We start from the raw sequence: 19,177 nt of genomic DNA, 5'->3' as shown, positions 1-19,177 counted from the left end.
CCTCCACCGGTGCCCGGGCAGGAGTCGTCTGGTGCGGGGTGGTGGGGACGGCGGCGGCGGCCCTGGTGGCCGGCGAGACGGCGCGCCGGGGGCGCGCGCTGGACGCCCTGCGGGAGCGGTACGCCCGGCAGGAGCGCGAGTTGCTCGCCCGGCTGGCCAGGCAGGAGAGCGAGACGGCACGGCTGGCCCGGGAGGACCTTCCGGCGGCAGTCGCCCGCCTGCACGGCGGCGTCTCCGTCACGGAGGTGCTGAGGGCCTACGAGTCCCACGACGCCGTCGCCGGACCGCAGTTCGAGGCCTCCCGGCAGGAGATGCTGCGGACCGTCCTGGAGGCGGTCGACAACGAGGAGGCGCTGCGCGAGTCCGCCCAGCGGGCCTTCGTCAACATCGCCCGCCGGGTGCAGGCCATCGTCCACCGGCAGGCCCAGGACCTCCGCGAGATGGAGAACCGGCACGGCGCCAACCCGGCCGTCTTCGACGACCTGCTGCGCCTGGACCACGGAAACGCGCTGATCGGCCGGCTCGCCGACAGCATCGCCGTCCTCGGCGGCGCCCGCCCCGGCCGTCAGTGGGGCCGCGCCGTGCCGCTGTACAGCGTGCTGCGCGGCGGCATCTCCCGGATCCTGGACTACCGGCGGGTGGAGCTGCACCCGGTGTCCGAGGTCGCCGTGGTCGGACCGGCCGTCGAGCCGCTCATCCACGCCGTGGCCGAGCTGCTCGACAACGCCACCCGCTACTCCCCGCCGCAGACCAGCGTGCACCTGACCGCCGTCGAGGTGCAGACCGGCATCGCGATCGAGATCGAGGACGGCGGCCTCAGCCTGAGCGAGGAGGGCCGGGCCCGCGCCGAGCGGATGCTCAGGGAGGCGCAGGCCGGCATCGACCTCAACGACCTCGGTGAGACCCCCCGGCTCGGCCTGGCCGTCGTCGGCCGCCTCGCGCGCGCGTACGGCTTCCAGGTCTCGCTACGGCCCTCCGCGTACGGCGGGGTGCGCGCCGTGCTGATCGTCCCCCAGGAGTGCATCACCACGGCCCCGGCGACCGGCCGGGCCCACGGCATCGGCGCCGCCGCCAACCCCCGGCCGGCCACCGCGCCCAGGCCCGCCGCGACGCCGCCCCGCACGGCCGGCATCTCCCGGGCGGCGGGCGGGCCGCAGCCGTGGGGGGCGCGGACGCTGTCCGCCTCCGCCACGGGGACGCTGGCCGCCGGATCGCCGGCCGGATCGTCCGCCGGGGCCGCTTCGCGCGGCTCCTCCCCGGGCGGTGCGGCGCGGGCCGCGGGCGACGACGACATCCCGGTGATCAACGAGCGGACCGCCAACGGCCTGCCGCAGCGCCGCCGTCACGCCGCGCCCCGCACGGTCTCCCACCGGGCCGCCGCCATTCCCGAGCCGACCAAGGAGCCGGTCCAGCCCGGTCTGTGGCTGGCCGCGTTCACCGAAGGGGTGAACGGACAAGCACCGTCGGCCGATCCGGCGGTCCGCGCCGGCGAAGAGTCGGCAGAAAAGGGCGAGCAGTGATGCAGCAGCGCACCAACATGGACTGGATGCTGAAGGACCTGGCGGAGAGCGTCCCGTACACCCGTCACGTCATCGTCCTCTCCGCCGACGGTCTGCGGATCGCCCAGCACGGCGCCGACACCGACACCGCCGACCGCCTCGCGGCCGCCTGCGCCGGCCTGCAGAGCCTGGCCGCCGCGGTCGGCCACGAGTTCCCCTACGGCGACGGCCGGATGCGGCTGGTCGTCATCGAGATGGGCGGCGGCTTCTTCTACCTGATGGCCGCCGGCGCCCGTGCCTACCTGGCCGTGCTCGCCGACGAGGGCGTCGACGCCGGGCTGATGGGGCAGCGGATGCGCGACCTCGTCGCCAGGATCGGCGAACACCTCACCACACCCCCGCGCAACGGCGAGCAGGTCGCATGAGTGCAGCCGACCAGGGACTGGACTGGGACGAGGACGACCCCGAACGCCTCTACGTGATCACGCGCGGCCGCAGCGGCGCCGAGCAGACCACGTTCGACCTGGTCACCCTCATCGTCTCCCGCGCGGAGCCGACGCCCGCCATGCAGCCCGAGCATGCGGCGATCCTGCGGATCTGCGGCTCCCCGCTGTCCGTCGCCGAGATCTCCGCCTACCTGGAACTGCCGATGAGCGCCGTCACCGTGCTGCTCCACGACCTCCTCTTCGAGGAACGGATCGAAGCCCGCGCCTGCGTTCCCCAGGCGATCCTCCCCGACCGCGCCCTCTTGGAGGCGGTGATGCATGGACTCCAGAAGCTCTGACACCGTGACGGGTCCGCCCAGCGCGGACCTGCTCCCGGACACGGCCACCATGGCCGTCAAGATCGTGATCGTGGGTGGTTTCGGCGTCGGCAAGACGACGATGGTCGGCTCCGTCAGCGAGATCCGACCGCTGACCACCGAGGAGACGATGACCCAGGCCGGCGCCGACGTCGACGACACCGCCGGGATCGAACGCAAGACCTCCACCACCGTCGCCATGGACTTCGGCCGCATCAGCATCAACCAGGAGCTGGTGCTGTACGTGTTCGGCACCCCCGGGCAGGAGCGGTTCTGGTTCCTCTGGAACGGCCTGTTCGAAGGGGCCCTCGGCGCGGTCGTCCTGGTCGACACCCGCCGGCTGGAGGTCAGCTTCGACGTGATCGGACGGCTGGAGGACCGCGGCGTGCCGTTCGTCGTCGCCGCCAACACCTTCCCGGAGTCGCCGACCTACCCCACCGAGGAGCTGCGGGCCGCGCTCGACCTGCCGCCCGAGGTGCCGATCGTCACCTGCGACGCCAGGACACGCGAATCCAGCCGGGACGTCCTGCTCGCGCTGATGCACTACCTGTACAACCTCTCGGTCCCGCCCGGGGGCTGAGGCCACTGCGTACCCGTCGCCCGCCCTCGATCACCCCCCGATCACCGCCTCCCCCCGATCACCACCTCCCGTTGACCACCGCCTCCCGCTGACCACCGCCTCCCGCTGACCCCGGAGAAACCGTGACCACCCCGTTCACCGACGACGCCTCCCCCACCCCGCCGCCCGGCTGCCCCGCCCACCAGCCCGGCGGCCTCGGCGCCGGGGGCCTCCGGCGGCTCTACGGGCCGGAGGCCGAGGCCGACCCGGCCGGCCTGTACGAGAAGCTCCGTGCCGAGCACGGCGAAGTGGCCCCCGTCCTCCTGCACGGCGACCTCCCGGCCTGGCTGGTCCTCGGGCACTCCGCGAACCTCACCGCGATGCGCACCCCGTCCCGGTTCTCCCGGGACTCCCGCCGCTGGACGGCGTTCCGCAAGGGCCTCGTCGCCCCCGACTCCCCGCTGATGCCGGTCATCGCCTGGCAGCCGCTCTGCGTCTTCGCCGACGGCGCGGAGCACAAGCGCCTGCGCGGAGCCGTTACCGACAGCCTCAACCGCTTCGACCGGCGCGGCACCCGCCGCCACGTCACCCGCGCCACCGACCAACTGGTCCGCCAGTTCGGTCCCACCGGCCGGGCCGAGCTCATCTCCCAGTTCGCCGAGCACCTGCCGATGCTCGTGATGACCCAACTGCTCGGCATGCCCGACGAGTACGGTCCCCGACTGGTCGAGGCCGCCCGCGACCTCATGAAGGGCACCGAGACCGCCATCGCCAGCAACGACTACGTCGTGGCGACCCTGCGCCGCACCATGGAACGCAAGCGGCACTCCCCCGGCGCCGACCTCGTGTCCTGGCTCCTCCAGCACCCGGCCGGGCTCACCGACGACGAGGTCATGGAACACCTGCGGGTCGTCCTGCTCGCCGCCAACGAAACCACCGTCAACCTGATCGCCGACACGCTGAAGATGGTGCTCACCGACCGCCGCTTCCGCGCCCACCTGTCCGGCGGCCACATGACCCTGGCAGACGCCCTGGACCAGGTCCTCTGGGACTCCGCGCCGATGTCGCTGGTCGCCGGCCGCTGGGCCACCGGCGACACCGAGCTCGGCGGCCAGCAGATCAGGACCGGCGACATGCTGCTGCTCGGTCTCGCCGCCGGCAACGTCGACCCGGTCGTCCGCCCCGACCCGTCCAAGCCCCTGCACGGCAACCGCTCCCACCTGGCCTTCGGCGCCGGCCCCCACGAGTGCCCCGGCCAGGACATCGGCCGGGCCATCGCCGAGACCGGCATCGACATCCTCCTCACCCGGCTGCCGGACCTCGTCATCGCCGTCCCCGAGGAGGACCTGCGGTGGACGTCCGCGTGGATCTCCCGCCACCTGGTCGAGCTGCCGGTGAGCTTCACCCCGCGGACCATCCCGCCGGAGGATCCGGCGCTCACCGCGCCCCTGAACCGTGCGGAACCGTCGGCAGCACCCGGCGCACCGTCGGCGCAGGCGGCCGCTGCGGGCACCGGCGGCGCCACCGTCCCCCGGCAGCGCCGCAGTTGGTGGAACGCGCTCACCCGGGCGTTCCGCCGCTGAGGCTCGCTGCCTGAGCCCGCCGTCTGAGGTTCACGGTCTCAGGCCCGCCGCTCAAGGCCCGCCCTTCGAGGTTCACCGTCCGACGTTCACCGTCTGGGGGTCACCGCCGTTGCCGGTCAGCCGGGCCGACCCGCGACGATGGTCCTCAGACGGCGGGCGGCGGCCCGTAGACGGTGTCCAGCAGGCTCCGCACGAAGCACCCCAGGTCGTCCAGGCCCGCTGCGGCCAGCGTCCCGGGCCCGCCCGCCAGCAGGTGGGGGACGGCCGCGTGCAGGGCCAGCGTGACGGCCGCCGCCCGCTCGGGCGTGACCGGCAGGCCGGCGGCGCGCTGGGCCTGCTCGAAAGCGGTGAAGTCGGCTGCGGCCACCGCGTCCAGAACCACTGCCAGCGCGGGCCGGCGGGCGGCCTCGGCCCGCAGTTCGAGGTAGGCGAGCATGCGGGCGCGGCCCGGGCCGGCGACGTTCTCCAGCAGGGTGCGCAGCATCGCCGCCAGGCCGACGCGGTCGGCGGGCGCCGGCCGGGGCACCTCGCCGTACAACTCCGCACACCGATCGGCCACGGCCGCGAGCAGCGCGTCCCGGGTGGGGAAGTAGTTCTTGGCGGTGCCCGCAGGGACGCCCGCGGCCGCGTCCACGGCCCGGTGGGTCAGTCCCCGTCCGCCGGCCTCCGCCAGCACCTCGATGGCCGCGTCCCGCAGTCGGTCGCGTCGGTCCCTGTTCACCTTGCCGATGCTACCCCATCCGTGGTACCACGGATGGGGTACCACGGATGGGGTGAATCCAGAGGGGTGAAGCCGTGGACCCGTCTGATCGGAGGATGACCCGTGCCCGTCGGCTACCTGGTGACCGTGGCGTCCGTCGCCGCGGGCACGCTGTTCGCCCTCCTTCCGGTGCGCCGGCCGCGGCCGCTGGCCACCCTGGCCTACCGCCTCGGCCTGCTCGTGAACGAGCTGCCCTTCGTCTCCCTCGCCTGGCTCCTGCTCTGGACCGCCAACGCCTTCGCCCAGGGCGACGTCCACGAACCCGCCGGCTGGACGGCCGCGGCAGTCGCCGCCGCCACCGCGGCCGGGCTCCCGATCGTCGTCCGGCGCGCACTGCGCGCCCGGCCCGTCGTCGAGCACGCCCTCGCCGAGGGCCTCGGCCCCTCCTGGCGCGCCGCGATCGCCCCGGACACCGCCGCCGGACTGCGCCGCCGCCACCCGCTCGCCCGCATCCTGCTCCGGCCGTTCCCCCGCCGCCCGCGTACCGTCACCCGGGTGCCGAACCTGGCGTACGGCCCCGCCGGCCGCCGGCACCGGCTCGACGTCCTCCACCACCGCTCCCGGCCCGACGGCGCTCCCCTGCTGATCCACCTGCACGGCGGCGCCTACCGCAGCGGGCGCAAGAACAGCGAGAGCATGCCGCTGCTGCACCGCCTGGCCGAACGCGGCTGGGTCTGCGTGAGCGCCGACTACCGTCTGCGGCCCGAGGTCCAGCACCCCGAGCACCTGATCGACCTCAAACGGGTGATCGCCTGGACCCGCGACCACGCCCACGCGTACGGCGCCGACCCGGCCACCCTCTTCGTCGCCGGGAGCTCGGCCGGCGCGCACATGGCCTCGCTGGCCGCCCTCACCGCCGGCGACCCGGCCCTCCAGCCCGGCTTCGAGACCGCCGACACCTCCGTCACCGCCGTGATCGGCCTGAACGGCTACTACGGCCCCTACTACGGCCAGGGACCGGAGTCCTGCCCCTCGACCCACGTCACCGCCGACGCCCCGCCGTTCCTGCTGGTGCACGGCGACCACGACACCATCGTCCCCGTCACCGTCGCCCGCCGCTTCGCCGACGACCTGCGGGCCGTCTCCGCCGGCCCCGTCGTCTACGCCGAACTCCCCGGCGCCCAGCACGCCTTCGACCTCTTCCACTCACTCCGGAACGAAGCCGTCGTGGACGCCGTCGAGGCCTTCGCCGCCTGGGTCCGGTCCGACGGACGGGTACCGGAACCGCCCTGCCCGGCAACCGGCCGGGACCGACCCCGCCGCGGGAATCCGGCCGGGGAGCACGCATGATGACGTCATGACACCGATCACGAGCCTGGACCTCACCGGCTTCACCGAGCGCGAGGCAGACGTCTGGACCGACGAACGCGGACTCGTCCTGTCGCTCCACTTCTTCGGCCTCGTGCCCGATCTGCCGGCCACCCTGGACGACCTGGACGACCTGCGGCGCGGCCTCACCCGGCTCACCGCCGAGGCCGGGGCCGGCCTGATCGAGGCCGTCCCCGGCGAGGTCGACGCCCTTCCGGCCGTCCGTCAGCTGATCAAGGTCCGGAAGTCCTCCGGGCACGGACAGGTCTTCCTCGGCTCCTGGACGGTTCCCCGGGCCACCTGCAGCACAGTGCTCAAGATCCAGGCCGCCGAGCAGCAGATGACCGGACTGCGCGAGGCCGTGATCGCCGACCGGGTCGGCCCGGCCGACTACTTCCGTCCGCACCCCTACGCCCCCGACCTGCCGCGCGCGCTGCCGTACCACGTGGCCGACCACGAGGAGTGGGACGCGCAGTTCCCCGACCACCCGCTCACCCTGGTCCGCGTCGCCCTCCGCCGGATCACCCCGACCGTGACGCTGCACGAGCAGTTCAAGGCCCTGCCTCCCTTCGGCACCCCGCCTGTTCCGCCCGCCGCGCCCGCCCCGCCTGCCACCCCTCCTGCCCCGACTTCCCGCCGCTGGTTCCGCCGCGGCAGCTGACCCGGTGGGGCGCCCCGAAGAGGCTCCATGAGGTCCGCGGCGGCGCGTTCTGACGTTCCGTGAGCGCGATCCGCGAGTACAGGCCGCGAGTACGGGCCGTGAGCGCGGGCGCCGGGGTGCGGTGGCCACTCGTTGGATACCGTCGAGGTTCGCCGGGAGGAAGCCGGCTGGAGGAGGTTCGTGTGGAGGAGCTGCGGCCGGGTGCCGCCGGGGAGCCGGAGCTGGTCTGGTACGCGGCGTACGGCTCGAACATGCACGCCAGCCGGCTGGCCTACTACCTCCGTGGCGGCCGTCCGCCGGGCGGGGCGCGTACCTACCCGGGCTGCCGGGACGGCAGGCCGCCCCGGCGGGACGTGCCGTTGGTGCTTCCCGGGACGCTGTACTTCGCGCGGGAGTCGGCGGTCTGGGGCGGCGGCACGGGCTTCTACGACCCCGCGCAGCCGGGTGAGACGCCCGCACGGGCCTACCTGCTGACCGTCGGGCAGTTCAGCGACATCGCGGCCCAGGAGATGTACCGGGAGCCCGGGCAGGACCTCGCGCTGGCCGGGGTACTCGACACCGGGCAGGAGCGGATCGGGCCGGGCCGCTACGAGACCCTGGTCTGTCCCGGTTCCCTCGACGGCGTGCCGGTGCTGACGTTCACCGCACCGTGGGGCCTGCCTGCTGCGGAGCTGAACGCTCCCAGCGTCGCCTACCTGCGCAACCTCGCCTCCGGTCTGGTCGAGGCCCACGGGTGGAGCCTCGGGCGGGCGGCGGACTACCTCAGCAGCCGCCCCGGCGCGTCGGGGCACTGGAGCCCCGCCGCACTCCTCCGGGAGCTGTAGCCCCCGGCACGACAGGTGACCGGGTGGCCGAGTCCCTACACCGCCCCAAGGGCCTTCCGCTGTCCTTTAGTTGCTCACCTACTCGTAGACGCGCCTTGGAATCGGAACCCGGTGCCTCCGAGTGGCGGACTCTCTCGCGCACGCGACTTTCCGCTCGCGGCGTGGCTCGCCACGCCGGGTCCACCGACGGTCAACCGCCGCTGTGGCTCTGCCGGACCGCGCGCCGGCGGCCGTTGCCTAGGCTGGCCGTCTCATCCGACGCACCGCGACGAGGACCAGCCCATGCACAGCAGCACCAGGATCCGCCTGATCGACCCGACCGACGCCGCCCCGATCGCCGCGCATCGGGTGCGGGACGTCGAGGCCTTCCGGCGGTGGGAACCTGCCCAGCCGGCCGAGTTCTTCACCCCGCAGGGCCAGGCGGAGCGGATCGACAAGCTGCTGGCCGGATACCGGGCCGGCACGGTCTGGCCGGGCGTGGTACTCGCCGACGACCAGGTGATCGGGCAGGTCACCATCGGAGGCATCCTGCCGCAGCCGCACCTGCGCCGCGGCTCCGTCGGATACTGGATCGGCAGTGTCGCCCAGAACCAAGGGCACGCCAGGCGCGCCGTCGAGCTCGCACTCCGGGTGATGACGGAGGAACTCGGCCTGCACCGCGCCGAGGCGTCCACCAACCTGGAGAACCTGCCGTCGCAGCGGGTGCTGCGCCGCAACGGGTTCAGCCCGTACGGCGTCGCGCACTCCTCGATCTTTCTCGACGGGAGCTGGCGGGACGGGCTGCTGTGGGAGCGGGTCCTCGACGAGTGACCTCGCCGTCTCCGTCGGGAAGCGGCCGGGAGCGGGGAGGACGTACGAGCGTGCCTTCTGAGCCGGGACGATGAAGCCTGATTCGTTGATAGCGGATCGGTGGAGCCAGGGGGCTGTTGCCGGTCCGTTCGAATGCCGAGGTCGTGACGCCTCGCGCCACCCGGGTCGCTGAGGCCTTCGGATAGATCGGCGCGCGGCCCCGGCATTCGCGGTGGTGGCGGCCGCCTCCGCGCCGAAGGCCTCCGGCGTTGTCCGGGGTGCTCAGGGGCCGTAGGACAAGTACGGCAAGTGGCCCTGATCAGTCCGTGCCTTACAGATATCCAGGGGTTCGTCAGGCACATACGGCATGTCAGCGGCAGGCGTGCTCGGCGCCCTGGTCAGGAAGTGGGTGCGCCGTTGCCGGAGCGGGAGTTGCCGGACGGCACTGCGGTGCCGGCCGCGACGGCGACGTGCACGCTGATGCTCAAGGACCTGGAGCGACGCTGGATTTCACAGCGTCGTCACCGATGCGACGAGCGAGCCACCGCGCTCGACGGCTACTGCTCCGCGCGGCTCGACCTGACCGTCACCCCCTCAACGATTCCGCCAGTCCGCCGACAATCGGGCAGAGCGGCCCAGAACGTCCTCCCAGTCGGACACCCTGCCAAGGCTCAGTCGAGGCTTCTGTCAGGTCGGGTGTAGAAGGACTCGACGCCCCGCCAGGGTGAGGGGCCGCCCAGCGATCGGTCCAGGCGCCGTTGGGACGGGGCAAGGGAACAGCGGGCCGCATTGACGAAGCTCAGGTGAGCCTCACCCAGCGCGGTATGAATCGGCCGCAGTTCTTCGATGTCGGTCGGCTGACGCCCATGGAAGAGGATGGTGAAGTCCTCCAGGATCTCGCAGACCCGCTCGGCTGCTGCACTGGTCGCCGGGTCGGCAACGAGGCTGACCGAGTGCTGGGCGGCCACGAACGGCACCCAGTCGACGGCGGGCCTGCGCTCGTCGAGGAATGCCTCGCGCAGCTCCGCCTCCACGGCCCCGAACGCCTGCAGGAACTTCTCGTAGGCGGCGGTCTGCGTCCCCTGCAGCCATTGCTGGTGCTGGCCGCGGCGTCCGGTGACACCGCCGGCGATGACGCCCACGACCGTTGCGGTGACACCACCTGCGGTGGATATCAGCAGATCCCATGAGACGGTCAAGCCAGGTCTCCTCACGATGGATGAGCGGGGCGCCCATCGGCAGCCCCGCGCTGAACGAAGCCAACGGAATGAACGTCAATTCTCGTCCAGTGGAGAACATTTCGGCCTGGCGAGGGCACGCTCGCTACGGCTGCGCTGTCGTGGGTCGCAGCACTCACGCGAACGACGGCCACCTGGCGGCGGCCCACTCCCGCCAGCCCACCCAGCCGGGCGGCGGGCCGGCGGTCCCGCGGCCCTCCAGCTCCGCCGCGTCGGGCTCCTCGAAATGCGCCCGCCCGTGCAGGATGTCGGCCTCGGACATCGGCAACGTCTCCTCGGGGGCAGTCGCCCAGCGATGGGCAATACGCGCGCGCTGGGTCTCGTCGTCCACCGGCAGGTAGACCATGCGGAAGCACGCCTCCTCGGCCTCCACCAGCCAGCGGATGGCAGACCGTTCGTCCCGCGACCAGCAGCCGTAGTCCACGACGACGTTGGTGCCCAGTTTGACCGCCTCCAAGGCGAGCCAGAGCATGCGCCCCTCCAGCACGTCGCGCTTCCCGTCTGCCTCCGCCTCGCCGAACAGGGGAATCATCCAGTCGTCGGGCGTCAGACGCAGCGCGCCGTACTCCGCGGCGAGTTGCCGAGCCCGCGTGGTCTTTCCGGCCCCTGGCAGGCCGACCATCAGGAACAACGTAGTCACACCCAGATCGTGGCAGGGAAGCCAATCAGACGACCACCGCTTTATCCGCCCGCCGATCACGGGCGAGCCACAGGCGGGTGAAGGCCACGGTGACAGTGCGTGGAGAACGTAGGCGGCACAGGACACGTCGCATCGGAGCCTCGACTACGTGCCTTGCATCCCTGACAACTCCAGATGCACGCTGACATGCTCAAACTGCCTGGGAGCCCCAGATAAGGACCGACTCGCCCTCGCACGGGTCGACCAGGTGCGCGGCCCAGAATCCGGGCCCGTCCAGCAGCGGGAGGCCGTCCACAACAGGAGCCGAGGAGTGCCGGTGCCGTGCCACCGCCATGCCGCGATTCCGGCGTACGAGGATCAGCTCTGTTCGACCGCCCCACGCTCCACCCAGCCACCGGCTTGACGGCTTGGCGCCGTGAGGTGTCTGTCGAGGGGTTCTGTTGACCGCGGGGCCGGAGCGGCGCGGTACCGCCAGCAGTGGCGGGGCCGACGGCTCCGGCCGCGGCGTGTGAGGACGACCGTAGGGATTGACGCCGACGTCAAGGCAAGCCTGTGCCTGACCCGTTCAGGCCGGCCGCCCTACGCGCCGAAGGCGTCGAGGACCGCCGGCAGGTCGGCGGTGAGGTCGAAGGGCTCCGGCACCGCGTCGAAGTCCGGCCACCACACCACCGGGACGTCCGGCGCGAGGTCGCGCAGCACGGTGTGGAGGACGGTCAGCGGGGCCGACCACGGCTCCCGGTCCTCGAAGGAGAACGCCCTGCCGCGCAGGCTGTAGGACAGCCGCCCACTGGCCGGGCTCCACCTCGACCAGGATCTCGACCCAGCCCTCGACGGAGTCGACCACCGAAGCGCCCGGCCAGCGCGCGGTCAGCGCCGCCGCGAGTTCCGCGCGGGTGAACGCCCAGGCGGGGCTGCCGTCCCGCGAGTGGGCGTGGACGTAGAAGCTGGATCCCATGGTCGGCGCTCCCCCGGATCGTGGCGCGCGGCGCAGTGCCCGCGGCCCTGTGACGGCCCGGGTACCACGCTGCGGCTCGACCTGGTGTGGGCCGGCTCGGCCCGGTTCGGCGCTGCGCGGCCCCGGTTGCTGCCGGCCATTCTCCCCCACGGCCGCCGGGCCGGTCACGGCACGCACCCCACGGCCGCCGGGCCGGTCACGGCACGCACCCCGCGGCCGCCGGGCCGGTCACGACAAGGATCGCCGCAGCCCCGACCCGGTGTACGTCGGAATGGCTATCTCCCGTTGGATGCGTGCTCCGACACGAGGCGTACGACATCGGCGGCGCAGCCGTAGGACAGGGTCACGCCGGCGCCTCCGTGGCCGTAGCAGTGGACGACGAGGCCGCGGTCCCCGTGTTCCTCGGCCTCCAGCCGCACGGCCGGCCGGGCCGGGCGCAGCCCGACGCGGTGGCCGAGGATCCGGGCTCCGGCGACCTGCGGCACGAGGGCGGAACAGCGCTGGACGATCGCCGACGCGGTTGCCGGCCGGACGGCGTCGTCCTCATCGCGCTCCTCGGCGGTACCACCGAGAACGATCGTGTCGGTGCGGGGAACGATGTAGGTCAACTGTCGCGGGTCGCTCTGGTCGAGCGTCCACTCGTCGAGGCCGGTCTGTTCCACGATGACGACCTGCCCGCGGACCGGCGTCAGTGTCCGATCGTGGACGAGTTCGCGGGCACCCAGTCCGGTGCAGTTGACGACGGCGTCGACGTCGGCGCGTGCATGGTCCAGGTGCCGGATCATCCCCCAGGTGATGTCGACGTCCAGGGCGTGCAGGCGGTTGAGCAGCCAGGCGAGGTGCGCTTTCATGTCCACGACGGGGGCGGGGAAGGCCAGGCCGTCCGCGTAGCCCGTGGGGAGCCCTGCCGGTGGGACCCGCTCCAGTGTTGGCACCGCGCCGGCCCACCAGGGGTCCTCGGTGGGCCGACGGAACAGCTCACGACCGGTCCGGAGCCTCACCCCGGTGTCCGGGCTGTCGAGCATCCCCTTCAGCACGTCGTACGTGTGAGCAGCCCACCGCGTGACAGCCTGTTCGGGTAACGCCCGGTAGGGGTACCAGAGCGCCGCCGCCACGGACGACGTGGTGTTCTCGGGCCGGTCGGCGGCGACCAGTGCAACCTCGTGACCGGCTTCTCGCAGGCGGAGCGCACAGGTGAGTCCGACGATGCCCGCGCCGACGACTCTGACCTTCATGCGCCCATTGTCAGCCGTAGCCGGGCCTGTGTCAGCCGCATCCGGACGTCCTGTCCGTTCCCGTCCGGCCCCGCGGCGGGCGGAACGGTCCGTTCCCGTCCGGCCCCGCGGCGGGCGGAACGGTCGGCGCCGAGGTCCGGCACCACGCCGTGTGGCCGCCCCGTCCGCGTGGAGGGGGCGGCCACACGGGCGGGACGGCCGCGAGGTGCGCCTACTCGGCGACGGTCAGCACGACCTTGCCGGTCACCCGGCCGGTGTCGCCCAGCTCGTGGCCCTTCGCGGCCTGGGAGAGCGGGAAGACGGCCTCGACCACGGCCCGCAGCCGGCCGGCCGTGACCAGGTCGGCGATCGCCTGCATCCCGGCCTGGTCGGCCTCGACCAGCAGCGGGTAGGCGCGCACGCCACGGGCGTCGGCCTGCTCGGCGAGGTCGGCGGGAGCGCTGGTGAGCGCGATGGTGATGAGCTGGCCGCCCGGCTTGAGCGTGGCGAGGGAGCGGACGGCGGTGTCGCCGCCCAGGGTGTCGAAGACCAGGTCGACCGGTTCGACCGCGGTGAAGTCCTCGGTCCGGTAGTCGATCAGCTCGTCCGCGCCCAGCTCGCGCAGCAGCTCGTGCTTGGGCGCGCTGGCCGTGCCGATCACGTACGCGCCGCGCGCCTTGGCGATCTGCACCGCGAAGTGGCCGACACCGCCCGCCGCGGCGTGGATCAGGACGCGCTGTCCGGGCTGGACGTCGGCGGCGTCCACCAGGACCTGCCAGGCGGTGAGGGCGGCCAGCGGGATCGCCCCGGCCTGGACGTGGTCGATCCCGGCGGGCTTGTGGACCAGTGCCCGGGCCGGGGCCACCACGTACTCGGCGAAGGCGCCGACGCCGTGCGGGTAGGGCAGCATCCCGAAGACCTCGTCGCCGGGCCGGTGGATCGTGACGCCGGGGCCCACGGCCTCGACCACACCGGAGACGTCCCAGCCGAGCACCTGCGGGAGGCGGCCGAGGAAACCGGTGAACCGGCGGTGCTTCCAGTCGGTCGGGTTCATACCCGCCGCATGGACACGGATCAGCACCTCGGAGGGGCCGGGAACCGGGCGGTCGATCTCGACCTCCCGCAGTACGTCGGTGCCGCCGAGAGTGTCCTGGGAAATGGCCTTCATCGTTGTCATGCGTTCAGGATGTCCCGGGACCGACCTGCACGAATAGCGGCCCAGAGGCCATCATGTGCAAGGATTGGGCCATGCACCGCGTCGTCGTCCTCGCTCTGGACGGGGTCATCCCGTTCGAGCTGAGCCTCGCCTCCCGGCTCTTCGGCACCGCCACGGACGCCGACGAGCGCCCCCTCTACGAGGTGGTCACCTGCTCGCTGGACGGGCGCCCGGTCCGCACCGCCGCCGACTTCTCCATCACCGTCGAACGCGACTGCACCGCGCTGGCCGAGGCCGACACCCTGGTCATCCCCGCCTCCGAGGAGTTCGCCCGGATCACCGACCGGAACTCCCTGCCGCCCGGCGCCGCCGACGCGCTGGCGCTGCTGCGGCCGGACGCCCGGATCGCCGGCATCTGTATCGCCACCTTCCTGCTCGCCGCGGCCGGCCTGCTCGACGGGCGCGCCGCCGCCACCCACTGGCGGCACGCCGACCACTTCCGGCGGCACTATCCGCAGGTCGACCTCGCCCCCGACGTCCTGTTCGTGGACTCCGGGCGGATCGTGACCTCGGCCGGCGCGGCCGCCGGCATCGACCTGATCCTGCATCTGATCCGCGCCGACCACGGCAGCGCCATCGCCAACCAGGTGGCCCGGCGCTGCGTCGTCCCGCCGCAGCGCGAGGGCGGCCAGGCGCAGTACGTGGAGCGGCCCGTCCCGACCGCCACGGACGCCGGGACCTCCGCCACCCGCGCCTGGGCGCTCGACCGGCTCCACGAGCCGCTCCAGCTGGGCGACCTCGCCGACCACGCGGGAATGAGCCGGCGCACCTTCACCCGGAGGTTCCGGGCCGAGGTGGGGCTCAGCCCGGGCCAGTGGCTCACCCAGCAACGCGTGGACCTGGCCCGGCACCTGCTGGAGAGCAGCGACCTGCCGGTCAACCGGATCGCCGAACGGGTCGGCTTCGGCACCGGCGCGTCCCTGCGGCAGCACCTCCACACGGCGATCGGCGTCCCGCCGGGCGCATACCGGCGGACCTTCCGGAGCTGAGCACTGCCGGCAGCACCGCCGGCACGACGGCGGTGCGGTTCCGTGCCGCCGATCCTCTTGGCGTGTCCATGGGTTGGTGGTTCAATGCTCATGTTAGGAAACTTTCCTAACGAGCTCCGGATCGGGCTGTCCGACGTCCGGCCCGGGATGCCCGGCCTGGGGTGCCACGCCCGGGACGGCCGGCCTGGAATACCTGGCCCGGGCTGCCACGCCCGGGGTGCTACGCCCGTGGAGCCTGGCGCCGCCCGCGCCGGATCCGCCTCACCACCGACCCGTACGTCGCCGAGAGGACCACTCCCCATGGGCCGATGGACCACCAAGTCCCTGACGACCGGAGCGGCGCTCGCCGCTCTGCTCGCCATCACGGCGACGCCCGCCACCGCCGGGCCCCGCGACAACACCCCCGCCGCCGCCACGACGCCCGGCCAGGACCGCTCCCGGCCGCTCGACGCGCCGTTCCGCCACCCCGGCGTCCTGCTCGGCAGCCAGCAGTTGGCCTTCGTCAAGGCCAAGGTGGCCGCCGGCGCCGAGCCGTGGAAGTCCGCCTACGCGAAGCTCGCGGCCGACCGGTACGCCGCCCTGTCCTGGAAGCCCAAGCCGCGCGCCACCGTCGAGTGCGGCTCCGCGTCGAACCCCAACCACGGCTGCTCCGACGAGCGCGACGACTCGATGGCCGCCTACGCGCACGCCCTGCAGTGGGCCCTCACCGGCGACCGGCGGCACGCCGACAAGGCCATCGAGATCATGGATGCCTGGGCGAAGGTCATCCGCGAGCACACCAACACCAACGCGCAGTTGCAGAGCGGCTGGTCGGCCAACAACTGGGCCCGGGCGGCCGAACTGGTCCGGTACTCCGGGGCGGGCTGGCCCACCGCCTCGGTCGACCGCTTCGCCACCATGCTCCGGACCGTCTACCTGCCCCAGCTCTCACCGGGCAGCCCCCGCAAGAACGGGAACTGGGAGCTGATCGAGACCGACGCGCTGATGGGCGTCGCCGTCTTCACCGACGACCACAAGGCCTTCGACCAGGCCGTGACGATGTGGCGGGCCCGGCTGCCCGCCTACGTCTACCTGACCACGGACGGGGACCTGCCGGTCCCGCCGCCCAAGGCGGGGATCAACGGCCGGGACGCCCTCGTCAAGTACTGGCAGGGCCAGCAGACCTTCGTGGACGGGCTCTCCCAGGAGACCTGCCGGGACTTCGGGCACACCGGCTGGGGCCTGGCCGCGGCCGCCCAGACCGCCGAGACCGCCCGCTTGCAGGGGCTCGACCTCTGGAGCGAGGGCCGGCAACGCCTGGTCAAGGCGGTGGAGTTCCACACCAAGTACGACAACGGCGCGAAGGCGCCCGGCTGGCTCTGCGGCGGCACCGTCGACACCGGTCTCGGCCCGGCCGTCCAGCTCGCCTACAACGAGTACCACGGCCGGGAAGGCCTCGCGATGCCGCAGACCGAGCGGTACGTGGCCGCCAACAGCCCGTTCGGCGCGGACTACTTCATCGGCTGGGAGACCCTCACCCACACCGGCACCCCCTGACCGCGCGGACTTCGTCGGTGCGGGCCGGAGACGCCCGCCCGCACCGACGAAGCCGGTCCCGACGGCCCGCGCCGACGACGTCCGCCCCCGGCTTCGGAACGCCTCGGCCTCACCTCGGCCGCAGAACGCCTCGGTCACTGAACACTGCGGTCACTGAACACTTCGGCCACGGAACGCCTCGGCTTCAGAACACCGACCAGCCGGTCGCCGTGGTCAGCGCGTCCAGGGCCGCGACCCCGAGCACCGAGTTCCCCGCGGTGTCCAGACCCGGGCTCCAGACGCAGACCGTGCCCCGGCCCGGCAGCACCGCCAGCACGCCCCCGCCGACACCGCTCTTGCCCGGCAGGCCCACCCGGTAGGCGAACTCCCCTGCCGCGTCGTACGTCCCGCAGGTGAGCAGCACCGCGTTGATCCGCTTGGCCTCGCTGCGGGACAGCAGCCGGGAACCGTCGGCCCTTATCCCGTGCCGGGCGAGGAAGAGCCCGGACAGGGCGAGGTCGCGGCAGCTCGCCTCGATCGCGCAGTGCGCGTAGTAGTGGGCGAGGACGCTGTCCACCGGGTTGCGCAGGTTGCCGTAGCTCGCCATGAAGTGGGCCATGGCGGCGTTGCGGTGGCCGTGCTGGGCTTCGGAGGAGGCGACCGAGTCGTCCACCGCGACGGCCGGGTTGCCGGATTCCGTGCGCAGGAACTCGCGGACCGCGCCCACCGCGTCGCCGGTCAGCTTGAGCAGCCGGTCCGTGACGACCAGCGCTCCGGCGTTGATGAACGGGTTGCGCGGGATCCCGTGCTCGGACTCCAGCTGCACCAGCGAGTTGAAGGGGTTGCCGGACGGTTCGCGGCCCACGCCCGTCCAGAGCGCGTCGCCGCCCTCCGCCAGCGCCAGGGCGAGGGTGAAGAGCTTGGACACCGACTGGACAGAGAACGGCTGCTGCCACGCGCCCGCGCCGAACACCTCGCCGTCCACGGTGGCGATCGCCATCCCGAAGGCCGTCGGGTCGGCCTTCGCGAGCGCCGGGATGTAGTCGGCGACCCGCCCCCGGCCGGGCGCCCGCCGCGCCGCCTCCATCGCATCCTGCAACAGCACCTGGTAGTCCACATCGTTCACGCCGCCATTGTGGTCCACCGCCGCAGGCCGGCGGCACGGCAGGTACCCGTGCCGCCGGTCCGGACCGGGAGGCACCCCGTCCGGACCGGGAGGCACCCCCGTCCGGACCGGGGCGCCGGCCGCGTCGGACGAGCACCGTGCGACGAGCACCGCCGACCGGGGCACCGTGCGACGAGCTACCGTCGACCGGGCACCGTGCGACGGGCACCATCGACCGGGCGCGCCGTCAGGTGAGCACCGGCGCCAGCAGCTCGGCGGTCCTCGCGACCAGCGCGCTGTCGCTCGGACCGGTGGCGGCGTGGGTGGTGGTCAGGACGGCCAGCACGATGGGCGGTCCGTCCGGGGGCCGGACGACGCCCACGTCGTTCGCCACCCCGTACGAGCTCGCGGTACCGGTCTTGTCCGCCAGCGTCCAGTCCTTCGGCAGGCCCTTGCGGAACCGCTCGGTGTTGGTCGTGTTGGCGACCAGCCAGCCGGTCAGCCGCTCGCGGTCGCGGGGCGCGAGCACGTCACCGAGGAGAAGGCGCCCGAACGTCGCCCCGATGGCGCGGGGGCTGGTGCTGTCGGTCGTCCGCCAGGGCTCCGCCGAATTGAGGTCGGGCTCCCACCGGTCGAGCCGGGTCCGCCCGTCCCCGGTCGAACGGCAGAACCGGGTGACGGCGGTGGGGCCGCCCAGCTCGCGGAGGAGGAGGTTGCCGGCCAGGTTGTCGCTCTCGCCGATCGCCGCGGCGCACAGCGCCTCGATGGTCATGCCGTTGGCGAGGTTCTCCTCCAAGCCGGTGACCGGGCCGTATCCCGACTTCTTCACCTCCTGCGCGGTGTAGTGGATCCGCTTCGCCAGGGACCCGCTGTTGCGGTCGATGTCCCGCAGCACGGCCGCGGCGGCCAGCGGCTTGAAGACCGAGCAGAGCGGGAACCGCTCGTCCGCGCGGTACGACACCGTGACGCCCGTGGCCGTGTTCCGGGCGAACACCCCGAGCCGGGCGGCGTGCTCCCGCTCCAACGCGGCCAACTCCCGGGCTACCGCGTCGCCACCGGGCGACGAGGCGTAGGCCCGTCCGCCCGTGAGTAAGCCGCCGGCCAGCACCGCCCCGGCGCCGGCCGTCAGCACCGAGCGGCGGGACGGACGTGCTCCTGAAGTCCCCATCAGCGTCTCCTTCTGCCCTGTTCTGTCTCGTGGTCACGACAACGATCAACACGCAACGAGGGGCCGAGAAGTTCCATCCGACTTCCACTGCACACGAACGAGTGAGTCCGGCCGGGCTCGGGGGACGCGGGCCGCCGCCGGACGGGTGGTGGGGGCGGCCCCCCGGGGGGGGGGCGGCCCCCCCGGGCGGGGGGCGGGCGCCCCCCGCCCGGCCCCCCCGCGGGCGGGGGGGGGGGGCCGGGGGGCCGGCGGGGCCTGGGGGGGGGCGGGGGCCCGGGGGGGGGGGGGGGGCCGGGGCGGTGCGGGCGGGCCGGTTCCGCCGCAACCCCGGCCGGTCTGGACGGAGTTGGAG

The 19,177-nt window shown here is 73.3% G+C and carries 19 protein-coding genes; 11 read left to right on the top strand and 8 right to left on the bottom strand.

Translation table 11 applies throughout. The annotated features are described in order from the left end of the window. The 5 genes from ACFC1F_RS36520 to ACFC1F_RS36500 form a co-directional block, all read left to right on the top strand. Positions 1 to 1,520 (top strand): ATP-binding protein (locus tag ACFC1F_RS36520; RefSeq protein WP_376165035.1); only part of this gene is annotated, 1,520 nt, incomplete at its 5' end. Next, a complete protein-coding gene (locus ACFC1F_RS36515) occupies positions 1,520 to 1,924 on the top strand; it encodes a roadblock/LC7 domain-containing protein (RefSeq protein WP_174315834.1) in 405 nt (134 codons plus the stop codon). The genes ACFC1F_RS36520 and ACFC1F_RS36515, both read left to right, overlap by 1 nt. Continuing rightward, on the top strand, positions 1,921 to 2,283 hold the full coding sequence (locus ACFC1F_RS36510; protein WP_209415984.1) for a DUF742 domain-containing protein: 363 nt from the start codon (positions 1,921 to 1,923) through the stop codon (positions 2,281 to 2,283). Before ACFC1F_RS36515 ends, ACFC1F_RS36510 begins: the two co-directional genes overlap by 4 nt. Then, a complete protein-coding gene (locus tag ACFC1F_RS36505) occupies positions 2,264 to 2,881 on the top strand; it encodes an ATP/GTP-binding protein (RefSeq protein WP_209415985.1) in 618 nt (205 codons plus the stop codon). The genes ACFC1F_RS36510 and ACFC1F_RS36505 overlap by 20 nt, the downstream gene beginning before the upstream one ends. 122 nt (positions 2,882 to 3,003) lie before the next feature. Beyond that, complete coding sequence (locus ACFC1F_RS36500; RefSeq protein ID WP_376165032.1) at positions 3,004 to 4,443, top strand: cytochrome P450; 1,440 nt, start codon at positions 3,004 to 3,006, stop codon at positions 4,441 to 4,443. Positions 4,444 to 4,588: 145 nt separating this feature from the next. Here ACFC1F_RS36500 and ACFC1F_RS36495 read toward each other — a convergent pair whose 3' ends face one another. Next, positions 4,589 to 5,164 (bottom strand): TetR/AcrR family transcriptional regulator, encoded by a 576-nt coding sequence (locus ACFC1F_RS36495; RefSeq protein ID WP_376165031.1) that lies wholly within the window; start codon positions 5,162 to 5,164, stop codon positions 4,589 to 4,591. 102 nt (positions 5,165 to 5,266) lie between these two features. On the opposite strand from ACFC1F_RS36495, the gene ACFC1F_RS36490 reads away from it, so the two are divergent. From ACFC1F_RS36490 to ACFC1F_RS36475, 4 genes are all read left to right on the top strand, one after another. Beyond that, a complete protein-coding gene (locus ACFC1F_RS36490) occupies positions 5,267 to 6,493 on the top strand; it encodes an alpha/beta hydrolase (RefSeq protein WP_376165029.1) in 1,227 nt (408 codons plus the stop codon). 7 nt (positions 6,494 to 6,500) lie between these two features. Further along, positions 6,501 to 7,172, top strand: a complete 672-nt coding sequence (locus ACFC1F_RS36485) for a hypothetical protein (protein ID WP_376165027.1) — start codon at positions 6,501 to 6,503, stop codon at positions 7,170 to 7,172. 251 nt (positions 7,173 to 7,423) lie between these two features. Beyond that, positions 7,424 to 7,996, top strand: a complete 573-nt coding sequence (locus tag ACFC1F_RS36480) for a histone deacetylase (protein WP_376165037.1) — start codon at positions 7,424 to 7,426, stop codon at positions 7,994 to 7,996. 282 nt (positions 7,997 to 8,278) lie between these two features. Then, positions 8,279 to 8,806 carry a GNAT family N-acetyltransferase gene (locus ACFC1F_RS36475; protein ID WP_376165025.1) on the top strand — a complete coding sequence of 176 codons (528 nt, stop codon included), beginning with the start codon at positions 8,279 to 8,281 and terminating at the stop codon, positions 8,804 to 8,806. A 650-nt stretch (positions 8,807 to 9,456) separates the two neighbouring features. Here the strand turns inward: ACFC1F_RS36475 and ACFC1F_RS36470 are convergent. The 5 genes from ACFC1F_RS36470 to ACFC1F_RS36450 all read right to left on the bottom strand — a co-directional run bounded on the left by ACFC1F_RS36470 (position 9,457) and on the right by ACFC1F_RS36450 (position 14,009). Next, positions 9,457 to 9,984 (bottom strand): hypothetical protein, encoded by a 528-nt coding sequence (locus ACFC1F_RS36470; protein WP_376165023.1) that lies wholly within the window; start codon positions 9,982 to 9,984, stop codon positions 9,457 to 9,459. 154 nt (positions 9,985 to 10,138) lie between these two features. Continuing rightward, positions 10,139 to 10,663 carry an AAA family ATPase gene (locus tag ACFC1F_RS36465; protein ID WP_376165021.1) on the bottom strand — a complete coding sequence of 175 codons (525 nt, stop codon included), beginning with the start codon at positions 10,661 to 10,663 and terminating at the stop codon, positions 10,139 to 10,141. Positions 10,664 to 10,853: 190 nt separating this feature from the next. Continuing rightward, complete coding sequence (locus ACFC1F_RS36460; RefSeq protein ID WP_376165019.1) at positions 10,854 to 10,997, bottom strand: hypothetical protein; 144 nt, start codon at positions 10,995 to 10,997, stop codon at positions 10,854 to 10,856. A gap of 896 nt (positions 10,998 to 11,893) precedes the next feature. Next, positions 11,894 to 12,853, bottom strand: coding sequence for an FAD-dependent oxidoreductase (locus tag ACFC1F_RS36455; RefSeq protein WP_376165017.1), 960 nt, complete (start codon positions 12,851 to 12,853; stop codon positions 11,894 to 11,896). A gap of 211 nt (positions 12,854 to 13,064) precedes the next feature. Beyond that, positions 13,065 to 14,009 (bottom strand): NADP-dependent oxidoreductase, encoded by a 945-nt coding sequence (locus ACFC1F_RS36450; RefSeq protein ID WP_376165015.1) that lies wholly within the window; start codon positions 14,007 to 14,009, stop codon positions 13,065 to 13,067. Between the two features lie 71 nt (positions 14,010 to 14,080). Between ACFC1F_RS36450 and ACFC1F_RS36445 the strand changes: the two genes are divergently transcribed. Next, the gene (locus tag ACFC1F_RS36445; protein WP_376165013.1) at positions 14,081 to 15,037 is read left to right on the top strand and encodes a GlxA family transcriptional regulator; all 957 of its coding nucleotides are present in this window, start codon (positions 14,081 to 14,083) and stop codon (positions 15,035 to 15,037) included. Between the two features lie 300 nt (positions 15,038 to 15,337). Next, positions 15,338 to 16,573 carry an alginate lyase family protein gene (locus tag ACFC1F_RS36440; RefSeq protein ID WP_376165011.1) on the top strand — a complete coding sequence of 412 codons (1,236 nt, stop codon included), beginning with the start codon at positions 15,338 to 15,340 and terminating at the stop codon, positions 16,571 to 16,573. A gap of 184 nt (positions 16,574 to 16,757) precedes the next feature. Here the strand turns inward: ACFC1F_RS36440 and ACFC1F_RS36435 are convergent, their stop codons facing one another. After that, the gene (locus tag ACFC1F_RS36435; RefSeq protein ID WP_209416054.1) at positions 16,758 to 17,669 is read right to left on the bottom strand and encodes a glutaminase; all 912 of its coding nucleotides are present in this window, start codon (positions 17,667 to 17,669) and stop codon (positions 16,758 to 16,760) included. Between the two features lie 235 nt (positions 17,670 to 17,904). Next, positions 17,905 to 18,825 (bottom strand): class A beta-lactamase, encoded by a 921-nt coding sequence (gene bla / locus ACFC1F_RS36430; RefSeq protein WP_376165009.1) that lies wholly within the window; start codon positions 18,823 to 18,825, stop codon positions 17,905 to 17,907. Positions 18,826 to 19,177 lie beyond the last annotated feature (352 nt).

Origin of the sequence: Kitasatospora sp. NPDC056181, from assembly GCF_042266225.1 — a bacterium.
GTDB lineage: Bacteria > Actinomycetota > Actinomycetes > Streptomycetales > Streptomycetaceae > Kitasatospora.
This window is presented reverse-complemented; position numbering and strand designations above follow the sequence as displayed.

Excerpts from the sequence above, each read along its gene's own strand:
- ACFC1F_RS36475 (WP_376165025.1), top strand. The coding sequence starts at position 8,279 with ATGCACAGCAGCACCAGGATCCGCCTGATCGACCCGACCGACGCCGCC.
- ACFC1F_RS36505 (WP_209415985.1), top strand. The coding sequence starts at position 2,264 with ATGGACTCCAGAAGCTCTGACACCGTGACGGGTCCGCCCAGCGCGGAC.
- ACFC1F_RS36440 (WP_376165011.1), top strand. The coding sequence starts at position 15,338 with ATGGGCCGATGGACCACCAAGTCCCTGACGACCGGAGCGGCGCTCGCC.
- ACFC1F_RS36460 (WP_376165019.1), bottom strand. The coding sequence starts at position 10,997 with ATGGCGGTGGCACGGCACCGGCACTCCTCGGCTCCTGTTGTGGACGGC.
- ACFC1F_RS36515 (WP_174315834.1), top strand. The coding sequence starts at position 1,520 with ATGCAGCAGCGCACCAACATGGACTGGATGCTGAAGGACCTGGCGGAG.
- ACFC1F_RS36485 (WP_376165027.1), top strand. The coding sequence starts at position 6,501 with ATGACACCGATCACGAGCCTGGACCTCACCGGCTTCACCGAGCGCGAG.
- ACFC1F_RS36445 (WP_376165013.1), top strand. The coding sequence starts at position 14,081 with ATGCACCGCGTCGTCGTCCTCGCTCTGGACGGGGTCATCCCGTTCGAG.
- ACFC1F_RS36510 (WP_209415984.1), top strand. The coding sequence starts at position 1,921 with ATGAGTGCAGCCGACCAGGGACTGGACTGGGACGAGGACGACCCCGAA.
- bla (WP_376165009.1), bottom strand. The coding sequence starts at position 18,825 with ATGGGGACTTCAGGAGCACGTCCGTCCCGCCGCTCGGTGCTGACGGCC.
- ACFC1F_RS36450 (WP_376165015.1), bottom strand. The coding sequence starts at position 14,009 with ATGACAACGATGAAGGCCATTTCCCAGGACACTCTCGGCGGCACCGAC.
- ACFC1F_RS36455 (WP_376165017.1), bottom strand. The coding sequence starts at position 12,853 with ATGAAGGTCAGAGTCGTCGGCGCGGGCATCGTCGGACTCACCTGTGCG.
- ACFC1F_RS36480 (WP_376165037.1), top strand. The coding sequence starts at position 7,424 with ATGCACGCCAGCCGGCTGGCCTACTACCTCCGTGGCGGCCGTCCGCCG.